The organism is Methylobacterium hispanicum (assembly GCF_022179285.1).
In the GTDB taxonomy this organism is placed as follows: Bacteria; Pseudomonadota; Alphaproteobacteria; order Rhizobiales; family Beijerinckiaceae; genus Methylobacterium; species Methylobacterium hispanicum.
This window is the reverse complement of the sequence record NZ_BPQO01000032.1, coordinates 47,192-61,631: the sequence shown is the minus strand read 5'-3', so window position 1 is coordinate 61,631 and position 14,440 is coordinate 47,192. Positions and strand designations below refer to the sequence as shown.

Here is a 14,440-nt window from a genome sequence, read left to right as displayed (position 1 = left end):
GGTCACCTCCGTTCGGGGAGGCGCGCGATGGCGACGTTCAAGGCGTGGGTGGTCGAGCGGGGCGCGGGCGGCCAGAGCCTGACCTTCCGCGACTTCGACGAGGCCGACTTCATGGACGGCGACGTCACCGTCCGGGTCACCCATTCGGGCCTCAACTACAAGGACGGGCTGGCGCTGACCGGGCGCTCGCCGGTGGTGCGCCGTTTCCCGATGATTCCCGGCATCGACTTCGCGGGCGTGGTCGAGGCTTCCGCCGATCCCGCCTACCGGCCGGGCGACGCCGTCGTGCTGACGGGCTGGGGCGTCGGCGAGACCCATCTCGGCGCCTACGCGGAGAAGGCCCGCGTGAGGGGCGCGTGGCTGGTGCCCCTGCCGGACGGGCTCACCGCCGAGCAGGCGATGGCGATCGGCACGGCGGGCTACACCGCGATGCTGTCGCTGATGGCGCTCGAGGCGCACGGCCTGAGGCCGGAGCACGGCCCGGCCCTCGTCACGGGCGCCTCGGGCGGTGTGGGCTCGGTCGCGGTCGCGCTGCTGGCGCGGGCCGGCTGGCACGTCATCGCCTCGACGGGGCGCGAGGGGGAGGCCGCGTACCTGCGCGGGCTCGGCGCCGCCGAGATCATCGACCGGGCCGAACTCTCGGTGCCCGGCAAGCCGCTCGCGAAGGAGCGCTGGGCCGCCGCCGTCGATGCGGTCGGCTCCACCACGCTGGCCAACGTGCTGGCCGGGACGCGGGCGGACGGCGCCGTGGCGGCCTGCGGGCTGGCGCAGGGCATGGACCTGCCGACCTCGGTCGCGCCCTTCATCCTGCGCGGCGTCGCGCTTCTGGGCATCAACAGCGTGACCACGCCGCAGCCGAAGCGGCGCGAGGCCTGGGCCCGGCTCGCGGCCGAACTCGACCTCGACAAGCTCGCCGCGATGACGACCCGGGTCGGCCTCCAGGCGGTGGGGCGGCTCGGGGAGGAGATCCTCTCCGGCAAGGTGCGGGGTCGCACGGTCGTGACGATCGGCTGACCGCTCGCGCGGAACCGCCGCCGCGGCCGCGGCATTGCCGCTTTCATGAGCATCGCATTCGTCCGCGAGAAGGAGGGCGGGGAGGCCTTCGAGGATCTTCCCGACCGTCCGATCTCCCCGCACACCAATTTCGTGACGCCCGAAGGGCTGGCCCGGATCGAGGCGGAGGTCGCGAGCCTCCAGGCCGAGGTCGGCCGCCTCGATCCCGGCGACAAGGCCGGACAGGCCCGCTTGGCGCGCGACCTGCGCTACTGGACCGCGCGCCAGGGCACGGCGCAACTCGTCGAGCGGGTCGAGGGCGAGGCCGTGCATTTCGGCTCGACCGTGACGCTCCGGCGCGAGGACGACAGCCGCCAGACCTTCCGCATCGTCGGCGAGGACGAGGCCGACCCGGCCAAGGGTTCGATCTCCTACGTCGCCCCGCTCGCCCGCGCCATCACCGGCAAGAGCGTCGGCGATGTGGTCGAGGTGAACGGGCAGGAGGTCGAGGTCGCGGAGATCCGCTGAGCGGACGGCTCTCCGGCCGCCTCCGCCCTCACGCCGCGTTGCTGGCCAGCTGATCGAGGCTGGCGCTGATGTTGCCGAGATCGCCCGCCGCCGCGTGCATGCTGCCCGAGATCTCCCGGGTGACCGCGCTCTGCTCCTCGATCGCGCCGGCGACGCCGGTCACGTAGCCCTGGACCTCGTCGACCGTCCGGCCGATCGCTTGGAGCATGCCCGCGACCTCGTCCGAGACGGTCTGCATCTGCATGATCTGGTTCGAGATCTCCGCCGTGGCAGCCGTCGTCTGGCTCGCGAGCGCCTTCACCTCCGTGGCGACGACCGCGAACCCCTTGCCGGCCGCGCCGGCCCGGGCCGCCTCGATCGTCGCGTTGAGCGCCAGGAGGTTGGTCTGCTCGGCCACCTTGGTGATCGTCTGCACGACCCCGTCCATCGCGCGCGCGGCCTCCCGCAACTGCCGGGTGAAGGCGTCCGCCGCCCGCGCGCGCGCGCTGATTCCGTCCACTGCCTGCTTGGAGCGGGCCATGTTGGCGCTGATCTCCGTGACGGAGGCGCTGAGTTCCTCGGCGGCGGCGGCGACGGCCTGCACGTTGCCGAGGGTGAGCCGCGTGGCATCCGTCGCGTGGAGCCGGGCCTGGGTCGCCGCGGTGATGTCGGCGGCGAACTTCATCACCTTGTAGGGCCGGCCGGCGGCGTCGAGGATCGGGTTGTAGCTGGCCTGGAGCCAGATCTCCCGGCCGTTCCGGCCGCGGCGCTCGAAGATGCCGCTGCGGAAGGTGCCGCGCCGCAGGTCCGCCCAGAAGGCCGCGTATTCCGGCCCCGCCGCGGAGGCCGGATCGACGAACATGCGGTGATGCTGCCCGACGATCTCGCTCGCCTGGTAGCCGACCGCCTCGAGGAAGTTGCTGTTGGCCTCCAGGATGACGCCGTCGAGATCGAAGGCGATGACGGCCTGCGATCGGCCGACGGCGTCCATCTGCCCGCGGATCTCCGCGTCCCGCAGGCGCTGGGCCGTGACGTCGATCCCGTACTTGACCACCTTGAACGGCCGCCCCGACTCGTCGAGGATGGGGTTGTAGCTCGCCTGGAGCCAGACCTCCCGGCCGCCCTTGCCGAGGCGCATGAACTCGCCGCTCAGCGGCTCCCCACGGTTCAGGCGTTCCCAGAAGGACGCGTACTCCGCCCCCACGGCATCCGGCGCCATGAAGATCCGATGGTGCTGCCCGCGGATCTCATCGATCCCGTAGCCCATCGCCGACAGGAAATTCCGGTTCGCGTCGAGAATCCGGCCGTCGAGACCGAAATGGATCACGGCCTGCGTCTTGTCGATCGCGCCGATCTGACCAGTCAGATCGAGACGCTCGCGCATCCGGTCGGTGACGTCGCTCGCCTGGATCGTCACCCGCGCCGTCCGCCCGCGGGCATCCGGCACGGGCAGGTAGAGAACCTGCAGCCAGATCGCCCGCCCGTCCTTCGTGCGGAACTGCTCGGTCGCGTCCTGTCGTTCGCCACGGATGAGGGCCGCCGACAGGACGCCGCTCGCGGTTTCCGGCGCCGCGACGAGCTGGCCGTGATGCCGGCCGACGATCTCGTCCGCGCCGAAGCCCAGGGCACGGCAGAAGCGCTCGTTGGCGGCCAGGACCGTTCCATCGGGAGACAATTCGGCCATCATGAGCGCGCCGTCGAGTGCGGCCAGCTTGGCCGCCGCGCGGGACGGTCCGCGAATTCCGTTGAACATCGTTGCCCCTCCCGAGCTGCGATCGACATGGCGGTATCGAAGCGCGAATTCTACCTGGTGGGGTAGCTTTCCCGATCGGGCGGCCTGTACCGGCAGTTGTACGAGTGGATGCTTGTCGATTCATTAATTTGATGACGCGACAAGATTTCGTGACCGCAGACCACGCTCACACTGCGAGTTTATCGCGCAGATTTCGTTGTAGCCCTCACGCAAGATTGAATTTTACTTCTTCACTCAACTCACGATTGCGTTTCTTTTCCGGGGGCGGCGTATCCCTCGAAGGCGGGACGCATCCCGGCGATCGCCTCGGCCGCGAAATCCATGAAGGCGCGCACCCGGGGCGCGTGCCGGAGGTCGGGATGGGTGAGGAGCCAGAGGTCCGCGCCCAGTTCCGCCTCGACGCCGCCGAGGCGGCACAGGGACGGGTCGGCATCGCCCGCGTAGCAGGGCAGCGGGCCGACCCCGATTCCCGCCGCGATCGCCTCGCGCAGGCCCATCACCGTGTTGAGTTGCAGGACGACCCGGTCCGCGCCGGCGCGTGCCCGGACGAACCGGGCGAAACGCCCGCCGGCGACCGAATCCGACAGGCCGACCCAGGACTCGGCCGGCCCGCGGGGCCTGTCGGCGCGCCCGTAGACCGCCCAGGCGATGCCCGAGAGGCGCCGTCCCACGAGGTTCGGCGGCGGCTCGAGGCCGGCGCGCAGCGCCACGTCCGCGTCGCGACGCGAGAGGTTCAGGGCCTCCTCGGCCACGACGAGGTCGGCCCGCACCGCCGGATGGCGGACCAGGAAGCGGCCGACGAGCGGCACGAGCAGTTCGGCGACGAAGCCTGCCGCCGCGGTGATGCGCAAGAGGCCGGCCGGGGTCTGCGCCCGGCCCGCGACCGCGCGGCCGAAGCCGGCCACGTCCGCCTCCATGCGCGCGGCCGCCGCCGTCATCGCCTCGCCCGCCTGCGTCGGCACGTAGCCGGTGCGATGCCGCTCGAACAGCGCCGTGCCGAGCACCGCCTCGATCTGCTGCAGGCGACGGAAGGCCGTGGAGTGGTTGATGCCGAGATGGGCGGCGGCATGCGTGAGCGCGCCCCGGTCGGCGATCGCCTTGACCAGGCGGAAGTCGTCCCAGGCGAGCGGATCCTTTGCAAGCATGCAAGGATCATCTTGCACGTCGGGGCATTTCCGCAAGCGGGCGAACGCGCGATACCCGCGCCGGGCGGGCCGCGGCCCGACGGACAAGGGCTTACGAGGAGACGCCGCGATGGCAAAGGTTCTGGTGCTCTACTACTCGTCCTGGGGCCACGTGGAGCAGATGGCGCAGGCGGCGGCCGAGGGCGCCCGCGAGGCGGGGGCCGAGGTCACGCTCAAGCGCGTGCCGGAACTCGTGCCCGAGGAGGTCGCGCGCCAGTTCCACTACAAGCTCGACCAGGCGGCGCCGGTCGCCAGCCCCGACGAGCTCGACCAGTACGACGCCATCATCTTCGGCACGCCGACCCGGTTCGGCAACATGGCGGCGCAGATGAAGCAGTTCCTCGACCAGACCGGCGGCCTGTGGGCCCGCGGCGCCCTCGTCGGCAAGGTCGGTTCCGTCTTCACCTCCACGGCCTCGCAGCATGGCGGCCAGGAGACCACGCTGACGAGCTTCCACACCGTGCTGCTCCACCACGGCATGGTGCTCGTCGGGCTGCCCTACAGCTTCCAGGGCCAGAACGGCGTCGATGCGGTGAAGGGCGGCTCGCCCTACGGCGCGACCACGATCGCGGCCAACGACGGATCGCGCCAGCCGAGCGCGGTCGAACTCGACGGCGCCCGCTTCCAGGGACGGCACGTCGCGACGATCGCGGGCAAGCTGGCCTAGCCCGAGAGGGCGGGCGCCCAAGAAAAAAGGCTCGGATTGCTCCGAGCCTCTGAAGGATAAAGGCCATTGGGGGCTGAACTGGCCTTCGTGATGGCTCAACGGGCCGGCCCGATCCCGGTTCCGCGACGGCGCGAAAAATTTTCAGCGCGGCGCCGCGGCCCGGGTCAGCCGGTCGCGGATCGCCTCGCCGAGACCGGATTCCGGGATCGGCGACACCGCGATGCAGGGTGCACCCGAGGCGTCGAGCGCGCGCAGCGCCCCGAACAGCTGCGCGGCCGCCTCGGCGAGGTCGCCGCCGGGACTGAGGTCGCGTACGGCGCGGGCCTGTCCCAGTCCGTCCGGGCGCGCGCCGCCGAAGAGCAGCGCCGCCTCACCCGGCTCGAGGGCCGTGGCGTCGAGGCGCACGCGCGCCCGCGGCGCGTAGTGCGAGGCGAGCAGGCCGGGTCCCGCGGGCCGGGCCGCGTCCGCTTCGGCGGCCGTCTCAGGCTCCTGCCCCAGCACCGCGGCGAGCGCGGCGCGCGTGATCCCGCCGGGCCGCAGCAGACGCGGCCATCCGCCGAGGCAGGCCACCACCGTCGATTCGACCCCGACCCGTGTCGCGCCGCCGTCGAGGAGCGCCGCGATCCGGCCGTCGAGATCGGCGAGGACGTGATCCGCGCAGGTCGGGCTGACCCGCCCCGAGCGGTTGGCGGAGGGGCCGGCGAGCGGCCGTCCGAAGGCCTGGAGCAGATCGCGCGCGAGCGGGTTGCCCGGCACCCGCAGGGCCACGCTCGGCAGGCCCGCGCGCGCGAGATCGCAGACCGTCGTCTCCGCCGTCGCCGGCACCACCAGCGTCAGCGGCCCGGGCCAGAACGCCGCGGCCAGGGCTTCCGCGAAGGCGTCGAACCGCCCCTGCCGCCGCGCCGCGGCGGGATCGGGCAGATGCGCGATCAGCGGGTTGAAGCGCGGGCGCTCCTTGGCGGCGAAGATGCGCGCGACGGCCTCCGGATCGGTCGCGTCGGCGCCCAGGCCGTAGACCGTCTCGGTCGGGAAGGCGACGAGCCGCCCGGCCCGTAGGAGCCGCGCGGCCTCGGCGATCCCCGCCGGGTCGCCGGACAGGCGCCGCGTCGAAGCGGACGCCGTTGACCCCGGATCGTTCATATATAAACTATCTCCGGCCGTGACGGAGGCCGCGGCATCGGCTTATGTCGGCGCGAGCGCGCCGGCCTAGCCCCAGCGGCCCGTACGCGTCAAACGAGCGGACCGGCCTCCGAGCCGGCCGGGGAGGAATATCCGTGAGCTACCGCGCGCCCGTATCCGAGATGGTGTTCACGCTGGCCCACGTCGCGGGCCTGCCCGAGGAGGCTCTCAGCAGCGCGGACGCGGAGGCGATCCTCACCGAGGCCGGCCGGCTCGCCGCCGACGTGATCGCGCCGTTGAACCGCGTCGGCGATCGCCACGGCGCCACGCTGAGCGCGGGGACGGTGACGACGGCGCCGGGCTGGGCCGAGGCCTACCGGGCCTTCGTGGATGGGGGCTGGAACGGGCTCGCCGCCGATCCGGACCACGGCGGCCAGGGCCTGCCGCATCTGCTGGGCGCCGCCGCGACCGAGATCTGGAACGGGGCGAACCTCGCCTTCAGCCTCTGCCCGATCCTGACCGCGGGCGGCATCGAGGCGCTGGTCGCGCACGGCTCGGACGCGCTGAAGGCGCGCTACCTGGAGAAGCTGGTCTCGGGCACCTGGACCGCCACCATGAACCTCACCGAGCCGCAGGCCGGCTCGGACCTCGCCGCGCTCCGCACCCGGGCGGAGCCCGCGGGCGACGGCAGCTACCGGATCACCGGCGCCAAGATCTACATCACCTACGGCGAGCACGACATGGCGGACAACATCGTCCACCTCGTGCTGGCCCGGCTGAAGGACGCGCCCGCGGGCACCCGCGGCATCTCGCTGTTCCTCGTGCCCAAGGTGCTGCCGGACGGATCGCGCAACGACCTGCGCTGCTCCGGGCTGGAGCACAAGCTCGGCATCCACGCCTCGCCGACCTGCTCGATGGCCTTCGGCGACGAAGGCGGCGCCACGGGCTGGCTCGTCGGCGAGGAGAACCGCGGGCTCGCCTGCATGTTCACCATGATGAACTCGGCCCGGCTCAACGTCGGCCTACAGGGCGTGGGCGTGGCGGAGGCCGCCACGCAGAAGGCGCTGGCCTACGCCCAGGAGCGCCGCCAGGGCCGCGCACCGGGGGCGGCCGAGGCGAGCCCGATCGTCGCCCACGCCGACGTGCAGCGCACGCTGCTGACCATGAAGGCCTACACGGCCGCCGCGCGCGGCATCTGCTACCTGACCGCGGCGGCGCTCGACGCCGCGGACGGGCCGGAGGGGCAGGCGGCGCACGACCGCGCCTCCCTGCTCACGCCCGTCGCCAAGGCCTTCTCGACCGACATCGCGAACGAGGTGACCTCCCTCGGGGTGCAGGTCCACGGCGGCATGGGCTTCGTCGAGGAGACGGGCGCCGCCCAGCTGATGCGGGACGCGCGCATCCTGGCGATCTACGAGGGCACCAACGGCATCCAGGCGATCGACCTCACGAACCGCAAGCTCCCGCTCGACGGCGGCGCGACCGTGCGCGCCCAGATCGCCTCCATGCGCCGGGCCGCCGAGGGGCTGGTGAAGCACGCCGACCCGGCCTTCGGCCAGGCGGCGGCCCGGCTGCGGGCCGGCATCGAGAGCCTCGACCGGGCCACCAGCCACCAGCTCGCCGCGCTCGCCTCGAACCGGCCGGAGACGGCGCTCGCGGGCGCGACGCCGTACCTGCGCCTGTTCGGCCTCGTCCAGGGCGCGGCCTGCCTCGCCACGGCCGCGCTCGCGGCCCGCTCAGGCCTGGCCTCCGGCGAGACCGATCCGGCCCACCGGGCGCGCATCGCGCTCGCCCGCTTCTTCGCCGAGAACCTGCTGCCGGCGGCCTCCGGCCTCGAGGTCGAGGTGATCGACGGCGGCGCCTTCGTGGACGAGGCCGCCCTGGTCCTGTCCCAGTGAAGTCCTGTCCCAGTGATGTCCCGGCGCAGCGAGTGAGGGTGCGATGACCGATCATGTCCGCATCGAGGATCTGGAGGGCGGCGTCCGCCTCGTCACCCTGGACCGGCCCGAGAAGAAGAACGCGCTGACCGGCGCCATGTACGACGCGATGCGCGGCGCGCTGGAAGAGGCGGACGCCTCCGAGGCCGTCGGCGCGGTGGTCTTCGCCGGCCAGCCCGGCGCCTTCACGGCCGGCAACGACATCGCCGACTTCGTCGCCCGCGCGCAACAGACCTCCGGCGAGGCGCCCGCGCTCCGCTTTATCCGGCACCTCGCCCGCACCCGGACGCCGATGGTCGCGGCGGTGGACGGCGTCGCGGTCGGCATCGGCACGACCCTGACGCTGCACTGCGACCTCGTCTACGCGAGCCCGGCGGCGCGCTTCCGCACACCCTTCGTGGAGCTCGGCCTCGTGCCGGAGGCGGCCTCGAGCTACCTGCTGCCGCGTCGGGTCGGGCGGCTCAAGGCCACCGAGATCCTCCTGCTGTCCGAGATGTTCGGGGCCGATCAGGCCGAGGCTCTGGGCCTGGTCAACGCCGTGATGCCCTCCGACATGCTGGTTGAGCACGCGCTCGCCCAGGCTGCCCGCCTCGCCGCCCTGCCGCGCGGCGCGCTCCAGGCGGCCCGGGCGCTGATCCGAGGTGATCAGGCCGAGGTCGACGCCGCGCTCCAGGCCGAGGCCGAGGCCTTCGGCCGTCAGCTGCGCTCGGAGGAGGCGCAGGCCGCCTTCCGGGCCTTCCTCGACCGCGCCAAGCCCGCCTCCACGTGAGCGGGCGCGTGAGCGGGCCGGACCTCACGGGGCGGGTCTGCCTCGTCGCGGGCGCCTCGCGGGGCGTCGGGCGGGGCATCGCGCGCGGGCTCGGCGAGGCCGGGGCGACCGTGATCGTCACGGCGCGCTCCAGCGAGACCGGGCCGCGCACCGAGATGCGCCCGGAGGCGATCGAGGACACCGCCCGAGAGGTGGACGCGGCGGGCGGCGAGGGCCACCACTATCTCTGCGATCACCAGAGCGAGCGTGCCGTGGACGAGCTGGTGCGCTGGACGCTGCGCCGCTTCGGCCGGATCGACGTGGCGGTGTCGAGCGTCTGGGGCGGCAACGAGGGCTACGACGGCGCGCGCTACCCCGACGGGGCGGGCTGGGGCACGCCGTTCTGGCGCCGCTCGGCGGAACCCTATCTGGGATTCCTGCAGACCGGACCGCTGGCGGCGCTGCTCCTCGCTCGCGCGGTCGCACCCGCGATGGTCTCGGCCCGCTCCGGCCTGCTCGCGCTGGTCTCGTTCGACACGGCGGACGGTTACCTCGGCGACGTGTTCTACGATTCGGCCAAGGCGGCCACCAATCGGCTCGCGCTGGCCTTCGCGGCGGAACTTGCGCCCCACGGCGTCACCGTCCTCGGCCTGTCGCCGGGTTTCGTGGCGACGGAGCGGGTGCGCGACCTCGGGCAGGCGGGGCTGGCGACGGAGAGCCCGCTCTACGCGGGTCGCGCGCTCGCGGCGCTGGCCGCCGATCCGGAGGTCGCCGCGCACCGGGGCGCAGTGCTGCACGCGGCCGACCTCGCTCGCCGCTACGGCTTCACCGACGCGGACGGCACGCAGCCGGAGCGGTTTAGGATCGGTGAGGGGGGGTGATGGCAGTGGAGACGAGCGCGACGCCCTCCCTCCCCTCTCTGCGGGGGAGGGTGGCCCCCGAAGGGGGTCGGTCGGGACAAAGTCCCGCAGAGAGGGGACCCCAGTTTCCGGCACGGGGGCGGCCCGCATGAAGGGCACCGCCCAATCCTGCACCGTCGCTCCCCTCTCCCGACCCGGCCTGACGGCCGGCCCACCCTTCCCCGCAGAGGGGGGAGCTTCGTGCTTTGCCGTGTTGAGCCCCGTACACGAGAACACCTGACCCGGAGGATACGATGAGCGGCACGCTTGGCGGTAAAACCCTGTTCATCACCGGCGCCTCGCGCGGCATCGGCCTCGCCATCGGCCTGCGGGCCGCGTGCGACGGCGCGAACGTGGCGATCGCCGCCAAGACGGCCGAGCCGCACCCGAAGCTGGAGGGCACGATCTACAGCGCCGCCGACGCCATCGAGCGGGCCGGCGGCCGGGCGCTCCCGCTCGTCGTGGACGTGCGCGACGAGGAGGCGGTGCAGGGCGCCCTCGAGCGGACGGCGCAGCATTTCGGCGGCCTCGACATCGTGGTCAACAATGCCAGCGCGATCTCGCTGACCCCGACGCCGCAGACGGAGATGAAGCGCTTCGACCTGATGCACCAGATCAACACGCGCGGGACCTACATGGTCTCGAAATACGCGATCGCCCATCTGGAGAAGTCCGAGAACCCCCACATCCTGATGCTGTCGCCGCCCCTCGACATGGCGGAGCAGTGGTTTGCCCCCCACCTCGCCTACACGATGGCGAAGTTCGGCATGTCGCTCTGCGTGCTCGGCCTCGCGGGCGAGCTGCGCCGGAAAGGCATCGCGGTGAACGCGCTCTGGCCGCGCACCACCATCGCGACCGCCGCGATCGAGAACCTGCTCGGCGGCGAGGCGATCATGCGGGCGAGCCGCACGCCCGAGATCATGGCGGACGCCGCCCACGCCTTGTTCCTGAAGGACGCGCGGGCGCATACCGGGCAGTTCCTGATCGACGACACCTTCCTGGCGGGCGAGGGCGTCACGGACTTTTCAAAATACCGCGTCACACCCGGGATACCCCTTGCGCCGGACTTCTTCGTGCCGGATGCGAGCCCACCCCCTCCCGGCGCGCTCGACTGAGCCGCCCGACCCCTGAGCCCCGCGTGATCTTCATCCACCAGCCGGTCACCGGTACCGGCCAGACGCAGCTCGAGCGCCGCGCCCTCGAACTCCAGGACCCCATCCCCGACGACACGGTCTGGCTCGATCTCGTCCGCCCGAGCCGCGAGGAGGAGCTGAAGGTCGAGGGGTTCTCCGGGATCGAGGTTCCGACCCGCGAGGAGATGAAGGACATCGAGCCCTCCGAACTGCTCTACGTGGAGGACGGGGCGCGCTACATGACGGGCCGCGTGCTCTCGAAGGTGAGCGATTCCGACGAGCCGGGGCTTGCCGGCATCACCTTCGTGCTGCGCGGCAACCGGCTCGTCACCGTGCGCTACGAGGAGCCGCAGGCCTTCCGGATGTACACGCAGCGCGCCGGCCGGGCGACCGGCAACGGGCCGACGAGCGTGGTCTCGGGCGAGTCGATCCTGGCCGGGCTGATCGAGGCGGTGATCGACCGGGCGGCGGACGTGCTCCAGCTCCAGGGCGAGCGCATCGACCGGCTCTCCCGCAAGATCTTCGAGGAGCAGGATGACCCCTCCGCCCGCAACACGGCCCTGCAGGAGACCCTGCGGGCGCTCGGGCGCCACAACGACCTGATCTCGAAGCAGCGCGAGAGCCTCGTCTCGATGGAGCGCATCCTGCTCTCGCTGTCGGCGACCTACCGCACCAACAAGGCGCCCCGGGAACTCCGCGAGGACGTGCGCTCGACCCTGCGCGACCTGCAGTCGCTCGAGGAGCACGCCACCTTCCTGTCGACCAAGATCAACTTCCTGCTCGACGCCACCCTCGGACTCGTGAACCTCGAGCAGAACAACATCATCAAGCTGTTCTCGGTCATGGCGGTGGTGTTCATGCCCCCGACCCTGATCGCCTCGATCTACGGCATGAACTTCAAGACGATGCCGGAGCTCGACCTGCCCTTCGGCTACCCGATGGCGGTGGTGATGATGATCGTGGCTGCCGTCCTGCCCTACGCCTTCTTCCGCTGGAAGCGCTGGCTCTAGGCCGATGTGCGGGCGCTTCTTCATCGCGCAGGCGCCGGAGGTGTTCGCCGAGGCCTACGGCTACCCGGAGCGCCCGAATTTCCCGGCCCGCTACAACGTGGCGCCGACCCAGCCCGTGCCGGTGGTGCTGCACGAGAACGGCGGGCGCCACTTCCGGCTGGTGCGCTGGGGGTTCTGGCCGGGCTGGCTGAAGGACCCGAAGGGCTTCCCGCTCGTCATCAACGCCCGGGTCGAGACCGTGCTGGAGAAGGCGACCTTCCGCGGCGCGATCCGGCATCGGCGGTGCGTCTTCCTGGCCGACGGCTTCTACGAGTGGCGCCGTGAGGGCACGGGCCGCGCGGCCACCAAGACGCCCTTCCTGATCCGCCGGGCCGACGGGGCGCCGATGGCCTTGGCCGGCCTCTGGGAGGCCTGGATGGGCGCCGACGGCTCCGAGATCGACACCGCCGCCATCGTCACCACGGGCGCGAACGGCACGCTCGCGGCGATCCACGACCGGATGCCGGCGATCCTGGCGCCCGATCAGGTGGAAGGCTGGCTCGACGCGCGCACGACCGACGCGGGCGGCGCCGCCGCGCTCTGCCGCCCCTGCCCGGACGCGTGGCTGCGGATGGACCCGGTGAGTCCGCGGGTCAACGACGCGCGCAACGACGATGCCGGACTGATCGAGCCCGTGGCGCGGCCGCGGGCGGGGACGCCCGAGCCCGGCGGGCCCTCCGCTTCGAGGCCGCGCTCCTCCGACGAGGACGGGCAGGGGAGCCTGTTCTGAGAGCGGATCACGGTCGCCGGTGGGGCGTCAGCCCTGCCAGAACGGCTTGATCATCTCGGCGCGCAGGCGGAACGGGTCGAGGCCGGCCTCGCGGACCTGATCCGGGTGCAGTGCGGCGAGCGCCCGCCGGGCGCGGATGCGGCCGAGCCAGAGGCGCAGCAGCCCGGCGCGGGCGGATTCCGCGCGCTCGGGACGGGTTCGCGCGCAGGACGGGGACAGGGACGTGACGGCCATGGCCGATACTCCGTTCGGGGGTCAGGGCAGTCCGGCCGGGATTGCGCGGGCAGGATTGATCCGATACGCATATCGGATCAATCGAAACATTGACCTCGGAGCAATTATGGGGGCGGCCGATTTCCGGGACGTGGCCGACGCCGTGGCGGCGGAGATCGCCGCGGGCGCCCTCAGACCCGGCGACCGCCTGCCGCCGCAGCGGGACTTCGCCTACCGGCGCGGCATCGCGGTCTCCACGGCGAGCCGCGTCTACGCGGAACTCGCCCGGCGCGGCCTGGTGACGGGCGAGGTCGGGCGCGGCACCTACGTGCGCTCCGACCTGAACGGCCCGGGACCGATCCAGCCGGAGCCGCCGCCCGCCGCGATCGATCTCCAGCGCACGCATTCCCGTCTGCCCGAGCAGGAGGCAATGCTGGTCGAGACCTTGGCGGCGTTGGCACGCGCGGGCGCGGCTGAGGCGGCCTTGACGCATTTCGGCCCGGCCGGCACGCCCGTCGCCCGCCGGATCGCTGCCGCCTTCCTGGCGCGGGACGGCTACGCGCCGGACCCGGAGGGCCTGCTCTTCACCGGCAACGGGCGGCAGGCGCTGGCCGCCGCGCTCGCCGCGCTGGCGCCGCCCGGCGAGCGCATCGGCTGCGAGCCGCTGACCTACCCGGTCGCGAAGGGCATCGCCGCCCGCCTCGGCATCGCGCTGGTGCCGTTGGCGATGGATTCGGAGGGCGTGCGGCCCGAGTCGATCCTGCAGGTGCACCGCGCAACGCCGCTCTCCGGACTCTACCTGCAGCCGACGCTGCAGAACCCGCTCGGCGCCACCATGGGGCCGGGCCGGCGCGCCGAGATCGCCGCGGTGCTGGCCCGGACCGGGCTCACGGCGATCGAGGACACGGTCTACGGCTTTCTCTCCGACGCCCGGCCGATCGCGGGGCTCGCGCCCGCCCGCACGATCCTGATCGACAGCCTCTCGAAGCGGGTGATGCCGGGGCTGACGATCGGGCTCGTCGCGAGCCCGCCCGACCTCGTGGACCGGCTCGCGGCCTCGGTCCGGCAGGGGGGCTGGTCTGCCATGGGCCTGCCGCTCGCCGCGGGCGTGCGGTGGATGGGCGACGGATCGGCCGCGCGCCTCGTCGCGGCCAAGCGGGCGGACGCGGCGGCGCGGCAGGTGATCGCCCGCGCGAGCCTCGCGGGCCTCGCGGTCGCCGGAGATGCATCGGCCTACCATCTCTGGCTGGAACTGCCCGAGACGTGGCGGGCCGAGGCCTTCGCGGCGGCTGCGCTCCGCCGCGGCATCGCGCTGATCCCGGCCGCGTCCTTCGCGGTCAATCCGGGGCATGCCCCGAACGCGGTGCGGCTCGCCCTGGCGGTCCCGCCGCGCGAGGCCCTGGCGCGCGCCCTCGACGACCTGCGCCGCCTCGCGCTCGCCGGGGACGACCACGCGGTCGAATAGAGTTCGGTACTGGATCCGGGGTCGCGAGAGGTTGGCGGGATCA

General features: G+C 72.7%; 14 protein-coding genes. 10 read left to right on the top strand and 4 right to left on the bottom strand.

All coding sequences use genetic code 11. The features are described 5' to 3' along the window. Positions 1-27 precede the first annotated feature (27 nt). Positions 28-1,014, top strand: a complete 987-nt coding sequence (gene acuI, locus MFF56_RS26825; RefSeq protein WP_066923608.1) for an acrylyl-CoA reductase (NADPH) — start codon at positions 28-30, stop codon at positions 1,012-1,014. Positions 1,015-1,059: 45 nt separating this feature from the next. Continuing rightward, complete coding sequence (gene greA / locus MFF56_RS26820) at positions 1,060-1,521, top strand: transcription elongation factor GreA (protein WP_066923610.1); 462 nt, start codon at positions 1,060-1,062, stop codon at positions 1,519-1,521. A gap of 28 nt (positions 1,522-1,549) precedes the next feature. Here greA and MFF56_RS26815 read toward each other — a convergent pair whose 3' ends face one another. Further along, a complete protein-coding gene (locus tag MFF56_RS26815) occupies positions 1,550-3,253 on the bottom strand; it encodes a methyl-accepting chemotaxis protein (protein ID WP_066923612.1) in 1,704 nt (567 codons plus the stop codon). A gap of 239 nt (positions 3,254-3,492) precedes the next feature. Continuing rightward, positions 3,493-4,398, bottom strand: a complete 906-nt coding sequence (locus MFF56_RS26810) for a LysR family transcriptional regulator (protein ID WP_066923614.1) — start codon at positions 4,396-4,398, stop codon at positions 3,493-3,495. 109 nt (positions 4,399-4,507) lie between these two features. On the opposite strand from MFF56_RS26810, the gene wrbA reads away from it, so the two are divergent. After that, on the top strand, positions 4,508-5,104 hold the full coding sequence (gene wrbA, locus MFF56_RS26805) for an NAD(P)H:quinone oxidoreductase (protein ID WP_066923616.1): 597 nt from the start codon (positions 4,508-4,510) through the stop codon (positions 5,102-5,104). A gap of 141 nt (positions 5,105-5,245) precedes the next feature. Here wrbA and MFF56_RS26800 read toward each other — a convergent pair whose 3' ends face one another. Further along, complete coding sequence (locus MFF56_RS26800) at positions 5,246-6,244, bottom strand: L-threonylcarbamoyladenylate synthase (protein WP_066923618.1); 999 nt, start codon at positions 6,242-6,244, stop codon at positions 5,246-5,248. A 134-nt stretch (positions 6,245-6,378) separates the two neighbouring features. Between MFF56_RS26800 and MFF56_RS26795 the strand changes: the two genes are divergently transcribed. From MFF56_RS26795 to MFF56_RS26770, 6 genes are all read left to right on the top strand, one after another. Further along, positions 6,379-8,121 (top strand): acyl-CoA dehydrogenase family protein, encoded by a 1,743-nt coding sequence (locus MFF56_RS26795; RefSeq protein WP_066923620.1) that lies wholly within the window; start codon positions 6,379-6,381, stop codon positions 8,119-8,121. Positions 8,122-8,164: 43 nt separating this feature from the next. Continuing rightward, entirely contained in the window at positions 8,165-8,929 is a 765-nt protein-coding gene (locus MFF56_RS26790; RefSeq protein ID WP_238231774.1) for an enoyl-CoA hydratase-related protein, read from the top strand. 8 nt (positions 8,930-8,937) lie between these two features. Next, complete coding sequence (locus tag MFF56_RS26785; RefSeq protein WP_066927228.1) at positions 8,938-9,789, top strand: SDR family NAD(P)-dependent oxidoreductase; 852 nt, start codon at positions 8,938-8,940, stop codon at positions 9,787-9,789. Positions 9,790-10,061: 272 nt separating this feature from the next. Further along, on the top strand, positions 10,062-10,922 hold the full coding sequence (locus tag MFF56_RS26780) for an SDR family oxidoreductase (protein ID WP_066920291.1): 861 nt from the start codon (positions 10,062-10,064) through the stop codon (positions 10,920-10,922). Positions 10,923-10,945: 23 nt separating this feature from the next. Next, on the top strand, positions 10,946-11,950 hold the full coding sequence (locus MFF56_RS26775) for a magnesium transporter CorA family protein (RefSeq protein WP_066920293.1): 1,005 nt from the start codon (positions 10,946-10,948) through the stop codon (positions 11,948-11,950). 4 nt (positions 11,951-11,954) lie between these two features. After that, on the top strand, positions 11,955-12,719 hold the full coding sequence (locus MFF56_RS26770; protein ID WP_066920294.1) for an SOS response-associated peptidase: 765 nt from the start codon (positions 11,955-11,957) through the stop codon (positions 12,717-12,719). 27 nt (positions 12,720-12,746) lie between these two features. Here the strand turns inward: MFF56_RS26770 and MFF56_RS26765 are convergent, their stop codons facing one another. After that, positions 12,747-12,953 carry a translation initiation factor IF-2 gene (locus tag MFF56_RS26765; RefSeq protein WP_066920296.1) on the bottom strand — a complete coding sequence of 69 codons (207 nt, stop codon included), beginning with the start codon at positions 12,951-12,953 and terminating at the stop codon, positions 12,747-12,749. Between the two features lie 106 nt (positions 12,954-13,059). Between MFF56_RS26765 and MFF56_RS26760 the strand changes: the two genes are divergently transcribed. Then, positions 13,060-14,397: an aminotransferase-like domain-containing protein gene (locus MFF56_RS26760; protein WP_066920298.1), complete on the top strand. Its 1,338-nt coding sequence runs from the start codon at positions 13,060-13,062 to the stop codon at positions 14,395-14,397. Positions 14,398-14,440: the final 43 nt, after the last annotated feature.

Excerpts from the sequence above, each read along its gene's own strand:
- acuI (WP_066923608.1), top strand. The coding sequence starts at position 28 with ATGGCGACGTTCAAGGCGTGGGTGGTCGAGCGGGGCGCGGGCGGCCAG.
- MFF56_RS26765 (WP_066920296.1), bottom strand. The coding sequence starts at position 12,953 with ATGGCCGTCACGTCCCTGTCCCCGTCCTGCGCGCGAACCCGTCCCGAG.
- MFF56_RS26790 (WP_238231774.1), top strand. The coding sequence starts at position 8,165 with ATGACCGATCATGTCCGCATCGAGGATCTGGAGGGCGGCGTCCGCCTC.
- greA (WP_066923610.1), top strand. The coding sequence starts at position 1,060 with ATGAGCATCGCATTCGTCCGCGAGAAGGAGGGCGGGGAGGCCTTCGAG.
- wrbA (WP_066923616.1), top strand. The coding sequence starts at position 4,508 with ATGGCAAAGGTTCTGGTGCTCTACTACTCGTCCTGGGGCCACGTGGAG.
- MFF56_RS26815 (WP_066923612.1), bottom strand. The coding sequence starts at position 3,253 with ATGTTCAACGGAATTCGCGGACCGTCCCGCGCGGCGGCCAAGCTGGCC.
- MFF56_RS26770 (WP_066920294.1), top strand. The coding sequence starts at position 11,955 with ATGTGCGGGCGCTTCTTCATCGCGCAGGCGCCGGAGGTGTTCGCCGAG.
- MFF56_RS26810 (WP_066923614.1), bottom strand. The coding sequence starts at position 4,398 with ATGCTTGCAAAGGATCCGCTCGCCTGGGACGACTTCCGCCTGGTCAAG.
- MFF56_RS26760 (WP_066920298.1), top strand. The coding sequence starts at position 13,060 with ATGGGGGCGGCCGATTTCCGGGACGTGGCCGACGCCGTGGCGGCGGAG.
- MFF56_RS26800 (WP_066923618.1), bottom strand. The coding sequence starts at position 6,244 with ATGAACGATCCGGGGTCAACGGCGTCCGCTTCGACGCGGCGCCTGTCC.
- MFF56_RS26780 (WP_066920291.1), top strand. The coding sequence starts at position 10,062 with ATGAGCGGCACGCTTGGCGGTAAAACCCTGTTCATCACCGGCGCCTCG.